The 21,694-nt window shown below is 33.0% G+C and carries 25 protein-coding genes; 2 read left to right on the forward strand and 23 right to left on the reverse strand.

The genetic code is table 11. From position 1 onward, the window contains the following. Nucleotides 1-2: 2 nt before the first annotated feature. From KPF49_RS07900 to guaB, 3 genes are all read right to left on the reverse strand, one after another. The gene (locus KPF49_RS07900; protein ID WP_183672872.1) at nt 3-1,574 is read right to left on the reverse strand and encodes a TcaA second domain-containing protein; all 1,572 of its coding nucleotides are present in this window, start codon (nt 1,572-1,574) and stop codon (nt 3-5) included. A gap of 837 nt (nt 1,575-2,411) precedes the next feature. Then, nucleotides 2,412-3,956 carry a glutamine-hydrolyzing GMP synthase gene (gene guaA, locus KPF49_RS07905; protein WP_246562738.1) on the reverse strand — a complete coding sequence of 515 codons (1,545 nt, stop codon included), beginning with the start codon at nt 3,954-3,956 and terminating at the stop codon, nt 2,412-2,414. A gap of 18 nt (nt 3,957-3,974) precedes the next feature. Then, nucleotides 3,975-5,444: an IMP dehydrogenase gene (gene guaB / locus KPF49_RS07910; protein ID WP_183672875.1), complete on the reverse strand. Its 1,470-nt coding sequence runs from the start codon at nt 5,442-5,444 to the stop codon at nt 3,975-3,977. 186 nt (nt 5,445-5,630) lie between these two features. On the opposite strand from guaB, the gene KPF49_RS07915 reads away from it, so the two are divergent. Further along, the gene (locus KPF49_RS07915) at nt 5,631-6,017 is read left to right on the forward strand and encodes a general stress protein (RefSeq protein WP_183672876.1); all 387 of its coding nucleotides are present in this window, start codon (nt 5,631-5,633) and stop codon (nt 6,015-6,017) included. A 29-nt stretch (nt 6,018-6,046) separates the two neighbouring features. On the opposite strand, the gene KPF49_RS07920 is transcribed toward KPF49_RS07915, so the two are convergent. From KPF49_RS07920 to KPF49_RS07930, 3 genes are all read right to left on the reverse strand, one after another. Next, a complete protein-coding gene (locus KPF49_RS07920) occupies nt 6,047-6,493 on the reverse strand; it encodes a hypothetical protein (RefSeq protein ID WP_183672877.1) in 447 nt (148 codons plus the stop codon). Nucleotides 6,494-6,677: 184 nt separating this feature from the next. Further along, entirely contained in the window at nt 6,678-7,250 is a 573-nt protein-coding gene (locus KPF49_RS07925; RefSeq protein WP_183672878.1) for a hypothetical protein, read from the reverse strand. A 53-nt stretch (nt 7,251-7,303) separates the two neighbouring features. Beyond that, nucleotides 7,304-7,510: a helix-turn-helix domain-containing protein gene (locus KPF49_RS07930; protein ID WP_183672879.1), complete on the reverse strand. Its 207-nt coding sequence runs from the start codon at nt 7,508-7,510 to the stop codon at nt 7,304-7,306. A 139-nt stretch (nt 7,511-7,649) separates the two neighbouring features. On the opposite strand from KPF49_RS07930, the gene KPF49_RS07935 reads away from it, so the two are divergent. Beyond that, nucleotides 7,650-8,120: a general stress protein gene (locus tag KPF49_RS07935; RefSeq protein ID WP_183672880.1), complete on the forward strand. Its 471-nt coding sequence runs from the start codon at nt 7,650-7,652 to the stop codon at nt 8,118-8,120. Nucleotides 8,121-8,168: 48 nt separating this feature from the next. Here the strand turns inward: KPF49_RS07935 and rpsR are convergent, their stop codons facing one another. From rpsR to rpmH, 17 genes are all read right to left on the reverse strand, one after another. Further along, nucleotides 8,169-8,408 carry a 30S ribosomal protein S18 gene (rpsR, locus tag KPF49_RS07940; RefSeq protein WP_183672881.1) on the reverse strand — a complete coding sequence of 80 codons (240 nt, stop codon included), beginning with the start codon at nt 8,406-8,408 and terminating at the stop codon, nt 8,169-8,171. Nucleotides 8,409-8,539: 131 nt separating this feature from the next. Then, on the reverse strand, nt 8,540-9,205 hold the full coding sequence (gene modB, locus KPF49_RS07945) for a molybdate ABC transporter permease subunit (protein WP_183672882.1): 666 nt from the start codon (nt 9,203-9,205) through the stop codon (nt 8,540-8,542). A gap of 7 nt (nt 9,206-9,212) precedes the next feature. Further along, nucleotides 9,213-9,965 (reverse strand): molybdate ABC transporter substrate-binding protein, encoded by a 753-nt coding sequence (modA, locus tag KPF49_RS07950; RefSeq protein ID WP_183672883.1) that lies wholly within the window; start codon nt 9,963-9,965, stop codon nt 9,213-9,215. After that, entirely contained in the window at nt 9,966-10,805 is an 840-nt protein-coding gene (gene modA, locus KPF49_RS07955; RefSeq protein ID WP_183672884.1) for a molybdate ABC transporter substrate-binding protein, read from the reverse strand. A 176-nt stretch (nt 10,806-10,981) separates the two neighbouring features. Then, nucleotides 10,982-11,458, reverse strand: coding sequence for a single-stranded DNA-binding protein (gene ssb / locus KPF49_RS07960; protein ID WP_183672885.1), 477 nt, complete (start codon nt 11,456-11,458; stop codon nt 10,982-10,984). Nucleotides 11,459-11,482: 24 nt separating this feature from the next. Then, nucleotides 11,483-11,791, reverse strand: a complete 309-nt coding sequence (gene rpsF / locus KPF49_RS07965; RefSeq protein ID WP_183672886.1) for a 30S ribosomal protein S6 — start codon at nt 11,789-11,791, stop codon at nt 11,483-11,485. A gap of 133 nt (nt 11,792-11,924) precedes the next feature. Beyond that, nucleotides 11,925-13,025: a redox-regulated ATPase YchF gene (ychF, locus tag KPF49_RS07970; RefSeq protein ID WP_183672887.1), complete on the reverse strand. Its 1,101-nt coding sequence runs from the start codon at nt 13,023-13,025 to the stop codon at nt 11,925-11,927. Between the two features lie 17 nt (nt 13,026-13,042). Beyond that, nucleotides 13,043-13,228: a DUF951 domain-containing protein gene (locus tag KPF49_RS07975; RefSeq protein ID WP_183672888.1), complete on the reverse strand. Its 186-nt coding sequence runs from the start codon at nt 13,226-13,228 to the stop codon at nt 13,043-13,045. A gap of 9 nt (nt 13,229-13,237) precedes the next feature. Continuing rightward, nucleotides 13,238-14,185 carry a mechanosensitive ion channel family protein gene (locus KPF49_RS07980; protein ID WP_183672889.1) on the reverse strand — a complete coding sequence of 316 codons (948 nt, stop codon included), beginning with the start codon at nt 14,183-14,185 and terminating at the stop codon, nt 13,238-13,240. Nucleotides 14,186-14,188: 3 nt separating this feature from the next. After that, nucleotides 14,189-14,974: a ParB/RepB/Spo0J family partition protein gene (locus KPF49_RS07985; RefSeq protein ID WP_183672890.1), complete on the reverse strand. Its 786-nt coding sequence runs from the start codon at nt 14,972-14,974 to the stop codon at nt 14,189-14,191. Nucleotides 14,975-14,986: 12 nt separating this feature from the next. Next, entirely contained in the window at nt 14,987-15,796 is an 810-nt protein-coding gene (locus tag KPF49_RS07990) for a ParB/RepB/Spo0J family partition protein (RefSeq protein WP_183672891.1), read from the reverse strand. Between the two features lie 13 nt (nt 15,797-15,809). Further along, nucleotides 15,810-16,526: a 16S rRNA (guanine(527)-N(7))-methyltransferase RsmG gene (gene rsmG / locus KPF49_RS07995; protein ID WP_183672892.1), complete on the reverse strand. Its 717-nt coding sequence runs from the start codon at nt 16,524-16,526 to the stop codon at nt 15,810-15,812. Nucleotides 16,527-16,569: 43 nt separating this feature from the next. Further along, entirely contained in the window at nt 16,570-18,450 is a 1,881-nt protein-coding gene (gene mnmG / locus KPF49_RS08000) for a tRNA uridine-5-carboxymethylaminomethyl(34) synthesis enzyme MnmG (protein WP_183672893.1), read from the reverse strand. 12 nt (nt 18,451-18,462) lie between these two features. Continuing rightward, the gene (gene mnmE / locus KPF49_RS08005) at nt 18,463-19,839 is read right to left on the reverse strand and encodes a tRNA uridine-5-carboxymethylaminomethyl(34) synthesis GTPase MnmE (RefSeq protein ID WP_183672894.1); all 1,377 of its coding nucleotides are present in this window, start codon (nt 19,837-19,839) and stop codon (nt 18,463-18,465) included. Nucleotides 19,840-19,850: 11 nt separating this feature from the next. After that, the gene (gene jag / locus KPF49_RS08010; protein WP_183672895.1) at nt 19,851-20,651 is read right to left on the reverse strand and encodes an RNA-binding cell elongation regulator Jag/EloR; all 801 of its coding nucleotides are present in this window, start codon (nt 20,649-20,651) and stop codon (nt 19,851-19,853) included. Nucleotides 20,652-20,665: 14 nt separating this feature from the next. After that, entirely contained in the window at nt 20,666-21,001 is a 336-nt protein-coding gene (gene rnpA, locus KPF49_RS08015) for a ribonuclease P protein component (protein WP_183672896.1), read from the reverse strand. Between the two features lie 108 nt (nt 21,002-21,109). Then, entirely contained in the window at nt 21,110-21,247 is a 138-nt protein-coding gene (gene rpmH, locus KPF49_RS08020; protein ID WP_040928948.1) for a 50S ribosomal protein L34, read from the reverse strand. Nucleotides 21,248-21,694: the final 447 nt, after the last annotated feature.

Here is a 21,694-nt window from a genome sequence, read left to right on the forward strand (position 1 = left end):
AATTATAAGTCTACAAAGTTCGTAATGACAAGACGGCCTTCATCTTTTAAGTATGTTAAATGATATTCTGTTAAGAATGTTGCAGATGATTTAATATCATCATGATTACGTGTTGATCTCATACGAATTGTATAATTATCACCATCTTCAGTAAAGTGACTAAACTTGATGTTGTAAATATACATGTTAGCAAAGTTTTTGTTGCTTACGTTATTTTTTAACGTACCTTCAACTTGACTACCATCAGCAATGAATTCATCGACTTCACTATAATCAAACACATCATACATATCTTCTAATGCATAAACATATTGATATAAGAAAGATTCAATTTCATCTCGTGCATTATCTTTGAACTCTTTATAGTTTTGTTCTGCACGATCTTTTTTCTCTTTCGTTTCTTGTGCGTCTTTAATTGCATCTTTGTTAAATTCTATTTTGTATGAGACGATGTTTTCTTCTTCGTCATAGCCGTCTCCACTTTCGTCAATGGTATCTGCATTTACATTAAATTTCAATGGCTTTAGTTTAATTGTTGCCCCATGGAGTTTTGTACTTCCTGTTAACTCGTATTCCTCATCATAAAGAAGTGGGCCATATAATAATTCGCCATCTTCAGTATTCTCAAGTTTTACATCTTTACCGTTTAATTTGTATACTGCTTTTTCAAAAGCTGCACGTTCTTCTTCATTTAAACTATAGTTTGAAATTAATGTTTCATTAATTAATTTAATAAAGTAAAAGTCACCCTCTAACTCAGCAAATACTTTACCATCTTCGTTTAAACCATTTTCAAACGTTGTTTTGATTGTTGCCGGTGCTGTTGTATCATTACTTAATGTCGATACACCATCAATTGAGTATTTCCCAGGAATTAATTCTGCGAAATCTTTACCGACTTCCCACTCTACATCATTTTTACCTTCTTTATATTTAAACGCTTTTACGTTAGAAGTTAGCCCATTTGGCTCAATTTCTACTTTATACTTTGGAATTTCTAATGTGTAATCATCAAATAGTAACCACTTTTTACCAGATGCCTCGATGTTCAATAATTTAATATCACCGTCTATAATATCACCTTCGTTATACGCTTCTACTTGACGCTTAACCTTTTCAGCACTCTTTCTATAATTATCTTTACCGATAACATCATCAATATAAGCAAAGTATGCTTTTGCTTCTGTATCACTAATCTCATTATTCAGTGCTGACTGTAATTTACCGACATCATCTTTTTTAACCGCTTCAATAACTCCATCGATTTTATCGTCTGGTGATGCCATTGATTTCAGTACAAAATACGCTATCAATAGTACCGCAATTAATAAAAGGATAATTCCACCGATTATCATGTTCTTCTTATTAGGCTTTTTCTTAGGTGTTTTTTCTGTAGATCTTGTAGATACTGCTTGAGATGTCGTGTCGTTATTAACTTCATTATTTGTAGTCTCGTTATGTATAGCTGTTTCCTCAGGTGTGTTATCTGCCATTTGTTCAACCGGTGTACCACAGTTCGTACACACTTTCGCATTCTCACGAAGCTCGTGACCACAGTTTTTACAAAACTTCATACGGATACCCCTTTTCATAAATATTATATTTATACTTTATTATAACATTTATAAATAAATAAAAATTTATTTTTATATTTATTTTAATAAAATATAATACACAAAAAGACCACAGCTAAGCTACGGTCTTCATATTTTTATATTGATAATATATTATTTCACTTACATGATTTTCAGTTAAAATTTCTAACAGTTCTTTTAATTTTTCCTTGTAAACTTTTTCATGAATTGAATTTCTTTTCTCTTGAAAGGTGCAAAATAAAGCTTCATTTTTATTTTCCAAATTTTCTATGCTATGGTTAAAATACACTAAATTAGGAGAACACGTGAATGTAATGGTTACCTTTTTAGAATCTTTATCCAAAGAAGATGAGGTGTTGAAGCTGTAATTATCACTGAATTAACACTTTATGGAATAGCTACAGATTTTGAAAACTTAGGAGGTAATTATAGTCTCTTTGATGACTTCTACGAAACTAGAGGTTATATTTAAAACAGAAAGTGAGGGCTAGTAACGTGAAATTTTTTGAAGGTAATTGGTTCATTTTACTGATTTCATTTGTAGTATCTTTAGTGATTGCTCTGAACAATAAAACGATAGAATTTACGGGTAATCATTTATTATATTTTTCTTTAGAACTATTTATCTTAATCGTTATAAGTTTTATAGTTATCAAGGGTGTTTCAATTTTATTTTTTAAACTAAGTCAAAGATAATAAATTACTTAAGAAGTCTGTTTTCGTTGAAAAACAGACTCTTTTTTTATCTCTTCTTAAAATTTTTACAAAAAAATCCCCTTCATACCTAGTTATGTAAGTATGAAGGGGTAGTATTTATTATTCCCACTCAATTGTTGCGGGTGGTTTGCTAGTAATGTCATATACGACACGGTTTACATTTTTAACTTCTTTAACCATACGTTTTGAAATCTTTTCAAGTACATCCCAGTCGATTTTCGCAAAGTCTGATGACATTCCGTCTACACTGTGTACTGCACGAATTCCTACTGTGTAGTCGTACGTTCTTTTATCATCTTTTACACCGACTGATCGGATGCCTGGTAATATTGTAAAGTATTGCCAAATACTCTTATTTAAACCAGCTTTCTGAATTTCATCGCGTAAAATATAGTCTGTTTCACGAACGATTTCTAATTTTTCTTCTGTCACTTCTCCAAGGACACGAATTCCTAAACCTGGTCCTGGGAATGGTTGACGCCATACAAGTTCTTCAGGAATACCTAACTCAAGACCTAATTGACGTACTTCGTCTTTAAATAGTGTTGAGATTGGCTCGATTAATTTAAATTCCATATCTTCTGGTAATCCACCAACGTTATGGTGTGATTTAATTGTTTCTGAAGTTTCAGATCCTGATTCAACGACATCTGAGTAAATTGTACCTTGTGCAAGGTAGTCGATTTCTTTAAGTTTTGCCGCTTCGTCATCAAATACGTAAATAAATTCATTACCAATAATTTTACGTTTTTGTTCTGGATCAGAAACACCTTTTAATTTTCCTAAGAAACGGTCTTTTGCGTCGACTTTAACGATATTAATGTTAAATCCTTTACCGAACGCTTCCATCACCATTTCTGCTTCACCTTTACGAAGTAAACCGTGGTCTACAAAGATACATGTTAAGTTGTCGCCAATCGCCTTTTGCATAAGTACTGCTACAACTGATGAGTCTACCCCACCACTCATTGCACAAATTACTTTTTTATCGCCGACTTCTTCACGGATTTTCTCAACTTCGATGTCGATAAAGTTACCCATTGTCCATTCACCGTGACACTCACAAATATCTCTTACGAAGTTTTCGATGAATGTGTCGCCGTTATCTGTTGATTTTGACTCTGGGTGGAACTGAATACCATAAATTGGTTTTGATTTATGCTGAATTGCTGCGTATTTTGAATCTTTCGTGCTACCGATGATTTCATAATCATCACCAATTGACGCAACTTCGTCATGGTAACTCATCGCAACATTGACTTCTTTGTCTAAACCTTTAAATAGACGGTTAGAATTATCAAGTTCGATTGTATCAGTACCTGAAAATGCGTTGTCTAATGGTTTTACTTCTCCACCATTATTATACGCGATTAACTGCATACCATAAGTGACACCGAGTACAGGAATTCCTAAATCAAAAATACCTTTATCGACAGTGTATGCATCGTCTTCATATACTGATTTTGGACCACCTGATAATACAATACCTTTTGGGTTTAATTCTTTAATTTCTTCTAAAGTAATACTTGGATTACGGAGTTCACTATATACGCCTAAATCGCGGATACGACGCGTTAAAAGCATGTTATATTGACTACCATAATCGATTACAATAATAAGTTCTTGTTCTTTTGCCATTTCCATAAATTTATAGCCTCTCTCTTAAATAGAGTAGTTCGGAGCTTCTTTAGTAACTTGGACGTTATGTGGGTGACTTTCAATGAGTCCTGCTGCTGTAATGCGAGTAAATCTACTTTCTTCTCTTAAAGCTTTAAGATCTTTAGATCCTGTATAACCCATACCTGAACGAAGTCCACCCATTAATTGATAGATTGTGTCTTGTACTGGTCCTTTGTACTCTGTACGTCCTTCAATACCTTCAGGAACATATTTAGTCGCTTCTTTTTCATCTTGGAAGTAGCGATCACTTGAACCTTGCTCCATTGCACCAAGTGAACCCATTCCACGATATGTCTTATAACGACGTCCTTGGAATAATTCAACATCACCTGGAGATTCTGTTGTTCCGGCAAGTAAGCTACCAAGCATTACCGCGTGTCCTCCTGCAGCTAGTGCTTTAACGATATCTCCTGATAATTTAATACCACCATCAGCAATAATTGATTTACCATGTTTACGTGCTTCTGTTGCACAGTCGTAAATTGCTGTAATTTGTGGTACACCAACACCTGTAACCACACGTGTTGTACAAATAGATCCAGGTCCAATACCAACTTTAACAGCATCTACACCCGCTTCAATTAGTGCGCGTGTACCTTCAGCTGTTGCAACGTTACCTGCGATAACTTCAACTTCAGGATACTCATCAACAATTTTTTTAATTGCTTTTAATACGCCCGCAGAGTGCCCATGTGCTGTGTCGATAACTAAAGCATCTACACCAGCTTTAACTAATTCTTCAATACGTTTATCTGTATCTCTAGAAATACCTACAGCTGCTGCTACAAGTAAACGACCTTGTTCATCTTTTGCTGCACTTGGGAATTCAATTACCTTTTCAATATCCTTGATAGTAATAAGGCCTTTTAATTCATAATTTTCATTTACAATTGGTAACTTTTCAATACGATGATTTTGGAGTATGTTTTTTGCGTCTTCTAAAGTTGTACCTTCTGGTGCAGTAACGAGGTTTTCTTTAGTCATTACGTCATCAATGACTACAGAATAGTCTTTAATGAAACGTAAGTCACGATTTGTTAGGATGCCAATAAGTTTTTTCTCTTCTGGATTATTTACAATTGGAACACCTGAAATACGATATTTACCCATTAAATGTTCAGCTGCGAATACTTTTTCTTCTTTTGTTAAGAAGAATGGATCAGTAATTACGCCGTTTTCTGAACGTTTAACTTTTTCAACTTCTTCGCATTGTGCTTCGATTGACATGTTTTTGTGAATTACACCTAATCCACCTTGGCGTGCAATCGCAATCGCCATTTGTGACTCTGTTACGGTATCCATTCCTGCAGAAACAATCGGAATACCAAGCTTAATCTTTTCAGTCAGTTGTACACTTGTATCTACTTCTCTTGGTAGAATCTCTGAATGTGCTGGCATAAGTAATACGTCGTCAAATGTCAATCCTTCTTTAGTAAATTTGTTTTCCCACATTTAATTAGCCTCCTAAAATTGATTAGTACTATTATAGACCAGTCTTTAACGTATTTAAAGTATATAATTTCTTAAGCTAAATATTTTAAATTATCTAAATTTTTTATGTATTTATTCACTTTAGTTTATAAGAAATGATTTAGGGTACATATTAAGTATGACTATTTTCAAACGAGGTGTTCTATAATGGAACAAAAAGGTATTTTCGAAGTATTTGATGATATTGGTAATGTCAGTAAAAGAGTTCAACAACTAGGACATGAAGGTATTGATGAAAGACGAATCATCCTCTTCTCAAAACATTCTCCACCAACAGAATTTACACGTGAGCATGATGTAGATATTCGTATGGGAGAAGGAAACTTATGGCAAAAATTTGAGTCTCTATTTACCGATAAAGACGGAGAAGAACGTGCGACTGAAGATTTACAATTAAATCAACATGAAGAGGAAGCGTTTAGTAAAGCAATGGATGCCGATCAATATGTTCTATATATTCCTCACGATAGTAAGGCACGCGTCCAATCTGAAGATGAGGAAGTAGTTGACTTAAGTAACAAAGGTGATTACTAAAAAAGAAGAGACAGTTGTCTCTTCTTTTTTTAAATTAAACTTTTTTGAATTATCGAGGTTTTAAAGCGATTTAAAAATTTTCGATACTCTTTTAGCGATTTCGTTTTACCTGGATGTCGTGGAATTGATATTTTATTATTTCTTTTTAAAAATAAATAATAGCTTTCACATAAATAATCTGTAAATCCTGTAAACAGCTGATGTTTATAACGATTGTATAGTTCACTATTATCTTTTAACATCAATTCTATCTCTTCATACATCGAGATAATTAGATCGACTTCTTTAATGTGAGAATCTGTAATTTCTTCATCCATCTCTAAAAACTGAAATACTTCTATGTATAAACTACTAATTCCACTTCTAATAATGTCGATACAATAATCACAGTAATCCCTATACTCCACGCAATCACTCTTCTGCTTTCTTAGTTCTAGTTCGTCACATAATTTTAAGCGAGCATGTAAATTTTTCATAAATACATCCTCCAAAATACTTACAGAATAAATTCTGGACACAAGCAGTGTAATTGATCTAATGAAACGATAAATGTAGTAGCTAATAGCAACATTCTCATAACAATCTCTCCTTTTAAAATGAATAATTTAAATTGATTATAATCGAACGTTACAAATATTTAGAGTTTTATTTTTTAATTATTCAAATACGAATATTTCTTAGATTTTGTTTGACTTTTTTATTTGGATAGTCATCTAAAAGATAAAGAATATATTGATACTGCTTTTTAGTATTCTTATGATCTGTATTAATATAAAACAGTAATCGTGCATACTCGATTTCTAACTTAAAATATGTCGACTCAAACTGTTTTAATAATGCTGTTGCTTGATTTAATTCTCTATTCACTAAATGAAATAATTGTCTTCTACAATACGTTGCAGCTAAGTTACAACGCACTTTAACGATTCTTTCAAAATTATATTTTGTTTCAGTCACTGCGCTAAGTAGTTCACTCGACTTCTTAAAATGTTTAAACGCATCTAAATTTAATTCTAAAGACAACACTCCGAGTGCTAAATGTATTTCAGAAAGTAAAAGTGTAGAATGACTATCATTTTCTAATTCATACTGAATACCATTTAACTTTTCATAAGCACTTATTTTATTATTTTCTTCATAGTCAATAAGTGCTTCATGATATACACAATGTGTATGTAAATATTTATTTTTCTCCCGTAAATTACTCGGTATCATTTTTAATATTTCTTTCATTCTCACAAAATCATTATTTTTTCTTGCTTCATCCAGTCGTTTTCTTGGACTAATTAAATCGAGTCTCTCAATAAATTCATCTCGTCAATGTCTAATGTTTCTAATAACATAAAAAACTCACGAATACTTCCAGTATCGTGTCCGTTCTCAATTCTTGAAATTACTGTTTGGCTAATTGCACTTTCAGAAGATAAATCACATTGTGTCCATTGTAATAGTGAACGCTTTTCTTTTAAAAATACTATCATTTCTTTCAGCATAATTTTACCTCATATAATTATTTATATAAAATATATATGATGACTTTAAAAAAGACAATATACACGTTTATTATAAATTAATTAGAGCTATGATTATGTTATGATTTATTTAAATAGACTAAGGATTAGGTGACTGTTTATGCAAATTTATACATTTAAAGATGAAAAATCACTCATTCAAAAAATCAAAAATCTAAAATTAGAACGTGTAAAAACAAAAGATATGACTGTTATAAGTAAGGAAAGGCCATCTGCAGAATTTAAGCCATATAAAGATATTGAATTTGTTAAAGGTGATGGATCTATTTGGGAGAAATTTCTCGGGAAATTATTTAATAAAAATTCTGAAGAACTAATTTCACGCCGATTTGATTTTGATTTAGAAGAATATAACATTTATCATGAGGCATTAAAAAATGGAAAAATTATTTTAGTCGTTAAAAATTTTGAAGAAGACACTTCAAATAATAAAATGAGTGACTATAGAAAAGAAGAGAATACTGATGTCAAGAACTCATCAAAAGATGAAGAATTCTTAGAAATATTAGATGATTATGGTTTAAATTCAGAACTTTCTTTTACCGAAAAAGAAAACAATAAAAATAATTAATAATTAAAAAACTCCACTGTAATTCTTATACAGTGGAGTTCTTTAGAATTAAGCTTCTTCTTTAACGAAAGGAAGTAATCCCATGTGACGTGCACGTTTAATTGCAGTTGTTAACTGACGTTGATACTTCGCTGAAGTACCTGTTACACGTCTTGGTAAAATTTTACCACGTTCTGAAATGAATTTTTTCAGAAGATCTACTTCTTTGTAGTCGATGTGCGTAATTCCGTTTGCAGTAAAGTAGCAAACTTTTCTACGACGACGACCGCCTCTTCTTGGACCTGCCATAGTAATCCTCCTCTTAATCATAGATTATATTCGATGTGTGTGATCGAAACGTATCTATAACTACATGTTCAAAACGTGTATAATAGTGTGTTTTATGTGCGTTATTATTATATATGTTTTAAAATTTAATGTCAATTTTCTTTAACTCGTATAAATAACATCATTACAAAACTAATTGTAATAATAGAAATTACCCATAACCAAGCAAGTGTCATATTTCCTGATTGAATCGCCGAATATACAGCTGTTGGAAGTGTTTGAGTTTTACCTGGTATGTTGCCAGCAAACATTAATGTCGCACCAAATTCTCCAAGTGCACGCGCAAAACTTAACATCGCTCCTGTGATGAGTAAGTTTTTTGATAGTGGAATGATAATTTTAAAAAATATACGCATGTCTGAGTTTCCATCTACACGTGCCGCTTCAATAATATGTTCATCAATCGATAAAAATCCATTTTTAGCAGACTGATACATTAATGGAAATGCAACAACTGTACTCGCGATAATCGCTGCATATACTGTAAATAAAATTCCATGATCGAATACCAACTGTATAAGTTGACCAATAAATGAATTTTTACCAAAAATGATAATCAATATAAAACCAACAACTGTTGGTGGTAGTACAAGTGGTAACATTAAAATCGTTTCTAAAACGACTTTACCCTTGAATTGATACTTTGTCATGAGTCGCGCAGTTAGTACTCCAAACGTAAATGCAAGTATAAGTGCAACTGATGCAACTTTTAACGATAAAATTACTGGTGTCCAAAAGGCCATGTCAGTAATATTCATATTAAACCTACTCTATAGTAAATCCGTATTTTTTAAAAATTTCTAACGTACTATCTTCATTTAAGAAATCATAAAATGCTTTAACTTCTTTTGAGTCACTTAATGTTCCGATTGGATAGATAATTGGTGTATGTGTATCTTTGCCAAATTCATCTACAATATCTATATTATCTTCTTCAGTTTTTGCATCTGTTTCATATACAACACCAGCATCAACTTCGCCTTGTGCGACGTATGTTAACACTGCACGTACGTCACTCACGTAAATATATTTATTTTCTAACTCATCAAAGATATTTAATGATGTAAATGCTTCTTTCGCATATTTACCTGCTGGAACTGTATCTACTTCACCAATTGCGATTTGTTCTGCATTTTTTAAATCAGCAATCGAGTTGACTGTAGTACTATCATCAGGACAAATTAAAACGAGTTTGTTCTCGAGATAATCTTTTTTCTCTATAATTAAACCTTCGTCTTCAACTTGTTTAAAATCATCTTGTGACGCTGAAATAAATAAATCAACTGGAGCGCCTTTTAAAATTTGTTCACGTAACGCACCCGAACCACCGTAATTAATATCAATGTTAATATCGTTATCTTTATTATATTCTTCAATTGCTTCATTTAATGCATCTTGTAAACTCGCTGCTGCAGAAATTGTAATTGTATCTACAGAGCTTGAATCTTCCGTTACATTATCAGTACTACAAGATGCTAACAATATAAATGCTAATGCTATTAATGATAACCGCTTCATTTAAATGATATACCCATACTCAGAAAACACGTCTAAACTGTCATTAGATAAAAGATAATCGTAAACAGTTTTTGTACTGTTCTCGAGACCTTCCTTATTAATGATTCCTATTTTGTAAATATAAGGTTCAACAATGTTTCGAGGTAATCGTTTGAGTACTTCGTAGTTTTCATCATCCTCAACATCAGATAAATAAAGTACACCGACTTTTGCGTTTTCATTAGTAATATCTTGTTTTACATCTTCTATACTATCACCAAGAATAAGGTTATCTGTTGTACTAACGTCTTTAAATTCTTCATTTTCAAACACTTTTTTGCTTAACTCTCCCTCTTCATAAAACTCAGGGTTTAAGATAGCAATTCGTGTTTCATTTCCAATATCACCAGCTTTTTGAATATCAGAAGAATCTGCTTTAGTGAATAACACCAATTCATCCATCATCGCTACGCCTGTATCTTTATATTCGATCATATTTTCATCAATAAGATTATTCACAACATCTTCTGTTGTAAATGCAATTGCATTCTTATCATTATTGACTGCTTCTTCCATCATTTCGTCATTTTTCATGTATTGAACGTTTAACTTAATGTCCTCATGATTTTCTTCAAAGTTTTTAATCACTTCGTCAAATGGGTCTTTTAAATTTTCTCTTACATATACATTAACGACTTCTGGTTCTAATGTTTTAACTTCTTCATTTTCTTCACTTTTTTCTTCAGATGGCTTCGATTCTTCTTCATTTGATGAATTACTATTTTGACACGCAGTTAATATAACAAATAACGACATTAAAACGAATAGTAATATGGATTTATTTCCACTTTTAAAACTCATAAAATATACTCCTTAAATTTTGCCATTACACACTAATTATAAAATTTTTATTATATTATGTAAAAAAATAAACCGAGACGATTGTCTCGGTTTGCACACACCGAAATCCACACATTGATTTCAGTTTTAACACTACTTACACACATACACTTGTAGTTATAAAATTAAATTCCCTATTAAAACGGTAAATCATCTTCACTAATATCTACATTACCTGTAGAGTTCGCGAATGGATTCTCAGGTTCACGAGATCCATATGACTGATTTCCGCTGTTATACGGTTCAGAATAACTTTCTGCCGCATGATTTGCCTGATTACCGCTGCCTTGTCGATTTTTCGGTTCTAAGAACTGAACACTGTCACAAACAACTTCTGTAACATATACTCTTTGGCCCTCTTTGTTCTCATAGCTACGTGATTGAAGTCTACCATCTACACCGACTAGACTACCTTTTTGAACGAAGTTTTTGACATTCTCTGCTTGTTTTCTAAATACAACACAGTTAATAAAGTCAGCACCACGCTCTCCGTTTCTGTCAGTAAATGGTCTATTCACTGCTAAATTGAAATTACCAACCGCAATACCGCTTTGACTCATACGAAGCTCAGGGTCTCTTGTGAGACGGCCAACTAAAACGACACGATTCAGCATGTAATCATCTCCATTTTTTATTCATTACTTGTTTTCTTCACGTTCTTCGTCGCGAACAACGATGTGACGAATGATGTCGTTACTAATTTTAGCAAGACGATCGAACTCATCAACTGCTTTAGAATCATCTGCATCTAATTTAACAATTTGGTATAAACCGTCTTTATAGTCTTCGATTTCGTAAGCTAAACGACGTTTACCCCACTCTTTAGATTCGATGATTTCAGCACCGTTAGAAGTAAGCACTTCGTCAAAACGTTCAACTAATTGTTTAACTGCGTCTTCTTCCATGTCCGGACGTACGATATATAAAATCTCGTATGCTCTTTTCATCTTTACACCTCCTTATGGACTTTGCGGCCAAAACACTCGTTTTGGCAAGGAATAATTTTCATTACTCACAATCAGATATTATACCAGTTAGATTTACAAAATACAATTGTTAATATAACTATTCCTCTAATTTTTATACGTTAAATCTAAAGTGTACGACGTCACCGTCTTGCATAATATAGTCTTTACCTTCGAGGCGTGATTTACCAGCTTCTTTAACAGCCGACTCACTTCCGAGTTCAACAAGATCGTCGTAACTCATTACTTCTGCACGAATGAATCCTTTTTGGAAGTCTGTGTGGATAATACCAGCACATTCTGGTGCAGTCATTCCTTTTTTGAATGTCCATGCGCGTACTTCTTGTACACCTGCTGTAAAATATGTTGCAAGTCCTAATAAATCATAAGTTTGACGGATTAATTTATCCAGCCCTGACTCTTCTAATCCGAGTGCTTCTAAAAATTCTTGTTTATCTTCATCATCTAGAACTGCCATTTCTTCTTCAACTTTTGCTGAAACAGGAACAACTTGTGCACCTTCAGCTTCTGCATACTCTGTCACTTGTTTTAAGTACTCATTATTTTCTAAATCTGTTAATTCGTCTTCAGCAACGTTCGCAACGTATATAATAGGTTTTTGTGTTAAAAAGTTTAAATGTTTTACAACTGCTTTTTCATCGTCTGTAAGTGAAACTGAACGGACTGGTTTATTTTCTTCGAGTGCATTTTTAATTTTTGTTAATGTGTCAGTCTCAAACATAGCGTCTTTATCTTTTTGACGTGCCATTTTTTCAACACGTGGTAAGCGTCTTTCGATACTTTCTAAATCTGCAAAAATTAACTCCATATTGATAACTTCAATATCGTCTATTGGGTCAATTTTACCTGAAACGTGTGTGATATTATCGTCATCAAACGCACGAACAACTTGACAAATCGCATCTACTTCACGGATGTGAGATAAGAACTTATTTCCAAGTCCCTCACCTTTTGATGCGCCTTTTACAATTCCAGCGATATCTGTAAACTCAAATGCTGTTGGGACAGTTTTTTTAGGTACGACGATTTCAGTTAATTTGTTTAAACGTTCATCTGGTACGTCAACAATTCCAACGTTTGGATCAATTGTTGCGAACGGATAGTTTGCTGCGAGTGCTCCCGCTTTAGTAATTGCGTTAAATAATGTAGATTTACCGACGTTTGGTAAACCGACAATACCTGCTGTTAATGACATTATATTCTCTCCTCAAATTAAAATTGCTTCACGTTTTTTAATCGTTTTAAAAAATCTTGTCTTGGCAACATAATCGTACGATCACATTCCGTACATTTTACTTTAATATCTGCACCAAGTCGTGTCACTTTAAATTCATTGTTCCCACAAGGATGGGGCTTTTTCATTTCGACAATACTACCTAGCTGAAATTCCTTACTCATATTTTTACCTCATTGTTGTTCTTCTTCGTTAAATTCAATAGATGGTACACCTAAAGTTATACCATTATTTTGAAGATGTGATTGTATGTTAATACGGTAATCACGCATTACTTGTAAGTGTTCCATCGGTCGAGTAACAAACATAATTCTATATTGTAATTGTCCACTCACAAAATCTTGCACACCAATTAATTCTGGTGGTTCGATAATATTTTCGTTTTTCTGCCAATTTTCTTCTAAATAAACACTTAAGATACGTTCTACACGACGAACATCTGCATCAATTGGTAAGAAAAAATCTAAGAAAGCAACTGTGTTTTCTTTTGAGTAATTGACAACTTCTCCTATTGTACCATTTGGTATCATATACATTTCAGAGTTGTACCCTAAAATTCTAGAGCTTCTAAGACCTAAGTAAACAACTTGTCCTTCTGCAACAGTTCCACCTAGATTAGTTACTCTAACGAAATCACCTTTATCGAACTGATTTTCTAAAATAATAAAAAATCCTGTAATCATATCTTTTACTAAACTCTGTGCGCCAAAACCAATTGCTAACCCAGCAATCCCTGCTCCGGCGAGTAATGTCCCAACAGGTATGTTAAATGTTTCTAATATCGTAACAACGATTACGAACCACCCAAAGACTGTGACTGTATTTTGTAGCATACTAACGAGTGTTTTATTTCTCTTTGAACTTTTATGTGCTTTTGAGTTTCTAAGACGTATTCTTCTCATTAAGAAGTTTTCAATAACTCTATTAACAACACTAATAATAATCATTCCAACAATAATAAACACAATCGACCATAGAACACGTTCACCAATATTAATCCATAGATCTACAGATGTCATTTTTTCCCATATTGTATTTAAAAATCCAGTATCCATCGGTTTTTCAATTGCTTCGACACCTTCTGATTCCTGTGCCATTAATGTTAACCAGCTAAAAGACATCTATTATTCTCCTTTTTCATTTAATAATTTAATGAGTCGTTTATATTCATCGATACTTGTAAAAGATAAAACAATTTGACCTTTATTCCCAACTTGCTTAATTTCAACATTTGTTCCTAATTGATGTTTGAGTGATTCTTCTGTTCGTTTTATAGCAGTTGGTTTTGAAGTATATGTCACTTCTTTTTTAGGTGTATGTTCGAACTTGCGAACGAACTTTTCCGTTTCCCTTACACTCCACTTTTCTCTCATTACTTTTTTTGCAGATTCTTCAATAACTAATGGATCTTTTAATGAGAGTAATGTGCGGCCATGTGCGGTTGTTAACTTATTTTGTTGAATCATAGATATAACCGAATTTGGTAAATTTAATAGACGAATCATATTGGCGATGTAAGATCTTGATTTGCCAAGTCTTTTAGCTGCTTCTGATTGGTTAATATTTAAACTATCCATAAATCGCTTATAACTTATCGCTTCTTCAAAGGGATCTAAATCTTCACGTTGTAAGTTTTCAAGAATTGCATAAGTCATCATTTCTTCGTCTGACATTTCTTTAACAATCGCATCAATTTTCGAACGATTTAGCGATTTAAATGCACGCCATCTTCTTTCACCGGCAATTAAAGTATAACCGAACACACTTTTACGTACAGTAATTGGTTGAAGTAGTCCGTTTTCTTCAATTGATTGTTTAAGAGATTCTAAATCTTTTTCATTAAAATTTGTGCGTGGTTGATACGGGTTTTTTTTGATGTCAGAAACGTTAATTTTTTTAAGTTCACTCATTTCTGCATCTCCCTATTTTTTTATACGTATTTTAATTGTGTATTCTTCGTCATCCTCACCTTTGTCGTAAATGACGTCATACCCTTGATTTTTTATCTTTTCTATTTGATTATCCAAATCATTTAAAACGAAACTCATATTATCGTTAAAGTTTATTTGAGTCTCTTTTTTCTTCACTCGGTTTTTAACAAGTAGTTCAGTATCTTTTACCGTTAAGTCTTTTTGTCGTACTTTGTCTAACACTTCATACTGCATAGCGTTATCTAAAGAAAGCATTGTTCTCGCATGTCTTTCAGTGATTTCACTATTTTGTAACGCCGTTATAACGGGTTCAGATAACTTTAAAAGTCTTAACTTATTAGCGATAAATGACTGACTTTTACCAAGTGATTCTGCTAAATCTTTTTGAGTCACATCATCCATCGATAGAAGATCTTTATATGCTAACGCTTCTTCAAAGGGAGATAGGTCTTCACGTTGAATATTTTCAATAATTGCGATAATCGCTGCTTCTTGATCAGTAAAGTAGCGGATGATTGCTTCAACATTTTCAAAATTTAATGACTTTACGGCTCTAAATCTACGTTCTCCAGCGATAATTTCATACATACCTTCTTCGATTGGTCTCAAAGTAATCGGTTGAAGTAGTCCATGAACTTTAATTGAATCTGCTAATTCTTTAATCGATTTTTTATCGAATACTTTTCTCGGTTGAAATCTATTTGGTACTATTTTTTCAACTGGTATATTTTCAATTTTATCTTCTGTATGATGATCCGTTTTATCAAGTAGATTAAAAAGCTTTGAAAATGGTTTTTTCAACGTGAATCCCCCTTTACTTTATCAATGGTTTTTTGTTTGGTGTTCCGGGTTTTCTTGGATAATCTCTTGGTGTTTTACGTTTTTTATCAAATTCAATTATAAATCTTTCACTATTTTCGTCTGGAAGAGATAATGAGAACACTTGGCTTAACTCCCCGCCGAGTAATTCTAATGAAAATTCTGCTTCTTTTAATTCTTCTTCTGCTCTTTGTCCTTTTAACACGATTAAACGTCCACCAGTACGTACAAGTGGTAAACATAACTCGAGTAAAACATTTAGTCTTGCGACTGCACGTGCAGTTACGATATCAAACATATGACGCTGACCGTGTTGGCCAAATGTTTCTGCACGATCATGGACAAGTGTTATTTTATCTAGATTTAAGTTTGCTGTTAACTCATTTAAAAAATTGATTCGTTTTTTTAATGAATCGACGATTGTGATTTTTAAATCTGGACGAATAATTTTCATTGGTAATGACGGGAAACCAGCACCAGCTCCAACGTCACAAATTGATGTATCTTCTTCAATATCTAAGAAAAATAATGGTGTAATTGAGTCATAGAAATGCTTTTCGTACACTTCTTTTTCTTCAGTAATCGCTGTTAAATTCATTTTTTTGTTCCATTCGACGAGCATATTAAAATATGTGTCGAACTGTCTCATCTGGTCTTCAGTAACTTCGATACCTTCTTTACGTAAGTAATCTACAAACTCATCTTTTGTCATCTTATTCCCTCTAAACTTAAGAAAAAAGGCTTATTATAAGCCTTTAATCTTGTATTTTCGCTATTTTACCTTGCTCAATATAAACGAGTAATATAGAAATGTCTGCTGGATTCACTCCAGAGATTCTAGATGCTTGTGCGATATCTAAAGGTCTTACTTCTTTTAGTTTATCACGAGCTTCTGTTGCTAGTGAATGAATCGCGTCGTAATCAATATTGTCCGGAATTCTTTTTTGTTCCATACGTTTCATTTTATCAACTTGAGTTAATGATTTTTTAATATAACCATCGTATTTAATTTGAATTTCAATTTGTTCTTCTTCTTCTGGTGTTAAATGAGATTCTTCTTCAAGTATGTTTAAAATATCGCTATATGTCATTTCTGGACGACGAAGTAAGTCTCTTGCTAAAATGCCATCTTTTAACTTAGATCCGCCTTTACTTTCAATAATACTTTGTGTGTGATCGTTTGGTTTAATACGTATGTTAGAAAGTCTATCTAGTTCTTTTTCAATACGTGCTTTTTTGTCTTGAAATCTTTCATAACGCGCTTCAGAAATTAGACCTTCTCTATAACCAATTTCAGTGAGTCGTAAATCTGCGTTGTCGTGACGTAAAATTAAACGATGTTCTGCACGTGACGTTAAAAGTCTATATGGTTCTTGTGTACCTTTTGTTACAAGGTCATCGATTAATACTCCAATATATGCATCCGTACGGCTTAGAACTAATGGCTCTTTACCAAGTAATTTGTTTGCCGCATTAATTCCAGCAATAATTCCTTGTGCTGCCGCTTCTTCGTAACCACTTGTACCGTTAATTTGTCCTGCTGTAAATAAGTTTTCTATTTTCTTCGTTTCAAGTGTTGGCCATAACTGTGTTGGAACAATCGCATCATATTCAATTGCATAACCTGTACGCATCATACGTGCATTTTTAAGTCCAGGTATTGTTTTCAACATTTCATGTTGAACGTGTTCTGGCATACTTGTTGAAAGCCCTTGAACGTACACTTCTTTTGTATGTCTACCTTCAGGCTCTAAGAAAATTTGATGACGTGGTTTATCATTAAATCTTACGATTTTATCTTCAATTGATGGACAATATCTTGGACCTGTACCTTCGATAAGTCCAGAATACATCGCTGAAAGATGCAGGTTATCGTTAATGATTTCGTGCGTAAATTCATTTGTATGTGTTAACCAGCATGGAAGTTGATTCATATTAAACTCTTTCGTGTCATAACTAAATGCTCGCGGTACATCGTCACCTGGTTGAATTTCTGTTTCTTCATAATCAATTGAGTCTTTGTTGACACGTGGCGGTGTACCCGTTTTAAAGCGTACGATATCAAAACCAAGTTCTTTTAAGTTGTCTGCAAGTTTAAGTGATGGCATTTGGTGGTTTGGACCGGATGAATATTTTAAGTTGCCTAAAATAATTTCACCGCGTAAAAATGTTCCTGTTGTAATAATCACAACGTCACTAAAGTATTCTGTTTTAATATTTGTACGAACACCTTTGACTTTATTATCTTCGATAATTAAATCGTCGACCATCGCTTGTAAAATATCTAAGTTTTCTTCATCTTCAAGTATTTGCTTCATTTCTTTTTGATAGTCGAGTTTGTCTGCTTGAGCGCGTAACGCACGGACTGCAGGTCCTTTACCTGTATTTAACATGCGCATTTGAATATTAGTTTTATCGACGACTTTTGCCATTTCTCCGCCAAGAGCATCTACTTCTCTCACGACGATTCCTTTTGCAGGTCCCCCTACTGACGGGTTGCATGGCATAAAAGCAATATTATCTAGGTTAATTGTCAGCATTAAAGTTTTTAACCCTTTACGAGCTGTGGCAAGACCTGCTTCAATTCCAGCATGTCCTGCGCCGACAACAATTACATCGTATCTATTATGCTCCATATCTATTTCCTCCTATTTTCCTAAACAGAATTGACTAAATAACTGATCAATCAATTCTTCTGAAACGTCTTGTCCAATTACTTCACCAAGTAATTGCCACGTTTTAACTAAATCGATTTGAATCATATCTACAGGTATATCCATTTCTGCTGCTTCGATTGCGTCACTAATACTATTATTCGCTTGCTCTAATAAGTGAATGTGACGGTTATTTGAAACATATGTTGAATCTTGTAGTGATAATCCTCCGCTAAAGAAGAGTTGTTTTATTCCTTCTTCTAGACTTTTGATTCCTGTACCTTCAGTAATTGAAGTGAGTACGACTGGAAAGTCGTATTTTGATTCCATATCTTTTATATCAATTTTTCCGTCTAAATCCATTTTATTCACAATGATAATTACATTTCTGTCTTTTAATACATCTAAAATTTCCTCATCTTCTGATGAAAAACCTTGAGTGTTGTCGAGTAAATATAAAATCAATTCTGCATTATTTAATGCTTCACGTGATCTTTCAACTCCGATACGTTCAACGACATCTTCAGTTTCACGAATTCCTGCGGTATCAACAAGTTTTAATGGAATTCCATTCACATTGACGTATTCTTCTAGAATATCTCTCGTCGTTCCTGCAATATCTGTAACAATCGCTCGGTTATCTTGAATCAGATAGTTTAATAATGAACTTTTACCAACGTTTGGTTTTCCAACAATAACTGTATTTAGCCCTTCACGTAAAATACGTCCTTCGCGTGAAGATTTTAATAAGTCTTCAATTTCTTCTTTGATTTTTTGTGATTCTTCGAGTAATTGACGTGTCGTTGCTTCCTCAACGTCATCGTACTCTGGATAGTCGATATTAACTTCAACTTGAGCGAGTACTTCTAATATTTCTTGACGCAGTCTTTCAATATATTCTTTTAAACGTCCTTGCATTTGTTGATTCGCTATTTTAGAAGCATCGTCTGTTTTTGATCGAATGAAATCCATAATTCCTTCAGCTTGAGATAAATCAATACGCCCATTTAAAAACGCTCGTTTTGTAAATTCACCTGGCTCTGCCATCGTCGCGCCATTTTGTAACGTGAGCTGAAGAATATGGTTAATCGTATGAATCCCACCGTGACAGTTAATTTCTACAATATCTTCACGTGTATAAGTTCTCGGTGCACGCATAACGGCCACCATTACTTCTTCGATTACTTCTTCTGTTTTTGGATCGACAATATGCCCGTAGTTAATCGTGTGTGAGTCGACCTCTTTTAAGCTTTTCTTACCTTTATATAAACGGTCAGCAATATCAACCGCATCTTCACCAGAAAGCCTAACAATAGCGATCGCACCTTCACCTACAGGTGTCGATATGCTTGAAATTGTATCAAATTGCATCACTCATCACCTTATTCCTTTTCGATAACAATATGACGATTTGGCTCTTTACCACTCGAGTATGTTTTAATATTTGTAACGTTATAAAGAGCGTTATGAATTATTTTTCTTTCGTAAGCAGGCATCGGTTCTAGATGGACTGGTAAGTCTGTTCTCACTGCTTTTTTTGACATATTAATTGCTAGATTTTCGAGTGTTTCTTTACGCTTTTCTCGGTAATTTTCTGTGTCTAAAATGATTCTTCCATATCCTCTGTAGATTCTATTGAAGTAATGTTGAGCAATTTCACCTAAAGCATTTAAAGTCGTCCCTCGTTTACCGATGACTTTCGCAGCCGTTTTTGAGAAGATTTCAATTGTTACTTCTCTATCTTTGATAGTGAAATCTGTATAGTTTGAAATATCCATCTCTGTAATAACTGATTGAATATAATTCGCAGTACTTTCAACCGCTTCTTCAAAAGTAAGCGATGGCTTTTTTACATCTGTCTCATCTTCAGGTAGTGTTTCATCTATTTCATCTTCATCTATTTCTTTTATTTCGGGTTTAGTTTCAACAATTGTTTCTTTTCGTTCTTCTACTTTTTGTTCTTCTTGATATCTATTTTGTATATCTTCAATAGAGTATAATTGTTTTAGTTCTGGATTTATTATTGTTAGTTTAACTTTAGCTTCTTTTTTCATAAATCCTAAAAAACCTTTAGAGCCTTCTTCTAAAACATCGATATTAATATCATTTTCTTCTACATTTAAATCACTCAGACCTTTTTGAAGCGCATCTTCAACTGTTTCGCCTGTATAAACTTTGTACACTTGTCAACCCTCCATTATTTTATGCATTTTGCGATTCGCAACACATGCAATAAAGATTTTTCAATGTCATGATAATCCATATCTTTAACTGGTTGTCTTGCAATCACAATATATTCAGTTGTCTTTAATGTATCCTTATAGTTTGTAAAAAATGAACGAATCCAGCGTTTAATCTGGTTTCTTTTTACTGCATTTCCAAGTTTTTTTGAAACACTAATACCGAGTCTAAAATGATCAGCATTTGTTTTATCTTTTGTGTAAACAACAAATTGTCGATTTGCTACTGATTTTCCTTTTTTAAATACAAACTGAAAATCTTTTTGTTTTTTTATACGATACTCTTTTTTCATAACTACTGACCTCTTACTATGATTACATATTATACAAAAATTAGGCATTATATGACACTTTAAGAATTGACACAAAAAAAGATCACCTATGACTAGATGATCTTCATATTATGCAGATAGAACTTTTCTACCTTTTCTTCTACGACGTGCAAGTACTTTACGGCCATTTTTAGTGCTCATTCTCGCGCGGAAACCGTGTACTTTAGAACGTTTACGTTTATTTGGTTGATACGTACGTTTAGGCATTACTACACCTCCATGATATCCATTACTATATGAATTTTTCTGTCAATAATTTTAGCAACTATTACATGATAACAGAATTCATTTTTCATTTCAATTATTTTTTAAGTTTAATCTTCCTTATACTCTGTGGATTATTCACGTTTTCTTCCCTCTTTTTGTGGATAACTTATTTTAAAATTACATCTATTCACGAGTTGTGCATAACTTATACACAAAATAACACACTTATTTTAATAGTTGTGGATAACTTGTTGAATTGTGGATATCTATTAAAACTCATTGATAAAATAACATCTATCAGTTATAATTTTTATGAATTAAGTGTGAAGAATTAAAAATTACTATGTTTTATCCACAAATGTGGAAACCGTGTGGATAACTTTTCACACAACTGTTTATATGTTTTTCCACAATGTGTGAAATTGTTAAAAAGTGAGGTTAAATTTT

Source organism: Nosocomiicoccus ampullae, from assembly GCF_019357495.1.
Classification (GTDB): domain Bacteria; phylum Bacillota; class Bacilli; order Staphylococcales; family Salinicoccaceae; genus Nosocomiicoccus; species Nosocomiicoccus ampullae.

Coding starts and splice junctions, on each gene's coding strand:
- rpmH (WP_040928948.1), bottom strand. CDS start 21,247: ATGCCTAAACGTACGTATCAACCAAATAAACGTAAACGTTCTAAAGTA.
- ychF (WP_183672887.1), bottom strand. CDS start 13,025: ATGTCATTAACAGCAGGTATTGTCGGTTTACCAAACGTCGGTAAATCT.
- KPF49_RS07985 (WP_183672890.1), bottom strand. CDS start 14,974: ATGAGTGAACTTAAAAAAATTAACGTTTCTGACATCAAAAAAAACCCG.
- guaA (WP_246562738.1), bottom strand. CDS start 3,956: ATGGAAATGGCAAAAGAACAAGAACTTATTATTGTAATCGATTATGGT.
- ssb (WP_183672885.1), bottom strand. CDS start 11,458: ATGCTGAATCGTGTCGTTTTAGTTGGCCGTCTCACAAGAGACCCTGAG.
- guaB (WP_183672875.1), bottom strand. CDS start 5,444: ATGTGGGAAAACAAATTTACTAAAGAAGGATTGACATTTGACGACGTA.
- KPF49_RS07930 (WP_183672879.1), bottom strand. CDS start 7,510: ATGCTGAAAGAAATGATAGTATTTTTAAAAGAAAAGCGTTCACTATTA.
- mnmG (WP_183672893.1), bottom strand. CDS start 18,450: ATGGAGCATAATAGATACGATGTAATTGTTGTCGGCGCAGGACATGCT.
- rnpA (WP_183672896.1), bottom strand. CDS start 21,001: ATGAAAAAAGAGTATCGTATAAAAAAACAAAAAGATTTTCAGTTTGTA.
- KPF49_RS07900 (WP_183672872.1), bottom strand. CDS start 1,574: ATGAAGTTTTGTAAAAACTGTGGTCACGAGCTTCGTGAGAATGCGAAA.
- KPF49_RS07935 (WP_183672880.1), top strand. CDS start 7,650: ATGCAAATTTATACATTTAAAGATGAAAAATCACTCATTCAAAAAATC.
- modA (WP_183672884.1), bottom strand. CDS start 10,805: ATGAGTTTTAAAAGTGGAAATAAATCCATATTACTATTCGTTTTAATG.
- KPF49_RS07980 (WP_183672889.1), bottom strand. CDS start 14,185: ATGTCTTTTAGCTGGTTAACATTAATGGCACAGGAATCAGAAGGTGTC.
- KPF49_RS07975 (WP_183672888.1), bottom strand. CDS start 13,228: ATGAGTAAGGAATTTCAGCTAGGTAGTATTGTCGAAATGAAAAAGCCC.
- KPF49_RS07915 (WP_183672876.1), top strand. CDS start 5,631: ATGGAACAAAAAGGTATTTTCGAAGTATTTGATGATATTGGTAATGTC.
- rsmG (WP_183672892.1), bottom strand. CDS start 16,526: ATGACAAAAGATGAGTTTGTAGATTACTTACGTAAAGAAGGTATCGAA.
- rpsF (WP_183672886.1), bottom strand. CDS start 11,791: ATGAAAAGAGCATACGAGATTTTATATATCGTACGTCCGGACATGGAA.
- modA (WP_183672883.1), bottom strand. CDS start 9,965: ATGAAGCGGTTATCATTAATAGCATTAGCATTTATATTGTTAGCATCT.
- modB (WP_183672882.1), bottom strand. CDS start 9,205: ATGAATATTACTGACATGGCCTTTTGGACACCAGTAATTTTATCGTTA.
- KPF49_RS07925 (WP_183672878.1), bottom strand. CDS start 7,250: ATGAAAGAAATATTAAAAATGATACCGAGTAATTTACGGGAGAAAAAT.
- mnmE (WP_183672894.1), bottom strand. CDS start 19,839: ATGCAATTTGATACAATTTCAAGCATATCGACACCTGTAGGTGAAGGT.
- KPF49_RS07920 (WP_183672877.1), bottom strand. CDS start 6,493: ATGAAAAATTTACATGCTCGCTTAAAATTATGTGACGAACTAGAACTA.
- rpsR (WP_183672881.1), bottom strand. CDS start 8,408: ATGGCAGGTCCAAGAAGAGGCGGTCGTCGTCGTAGAAAAGTTTGCTAC.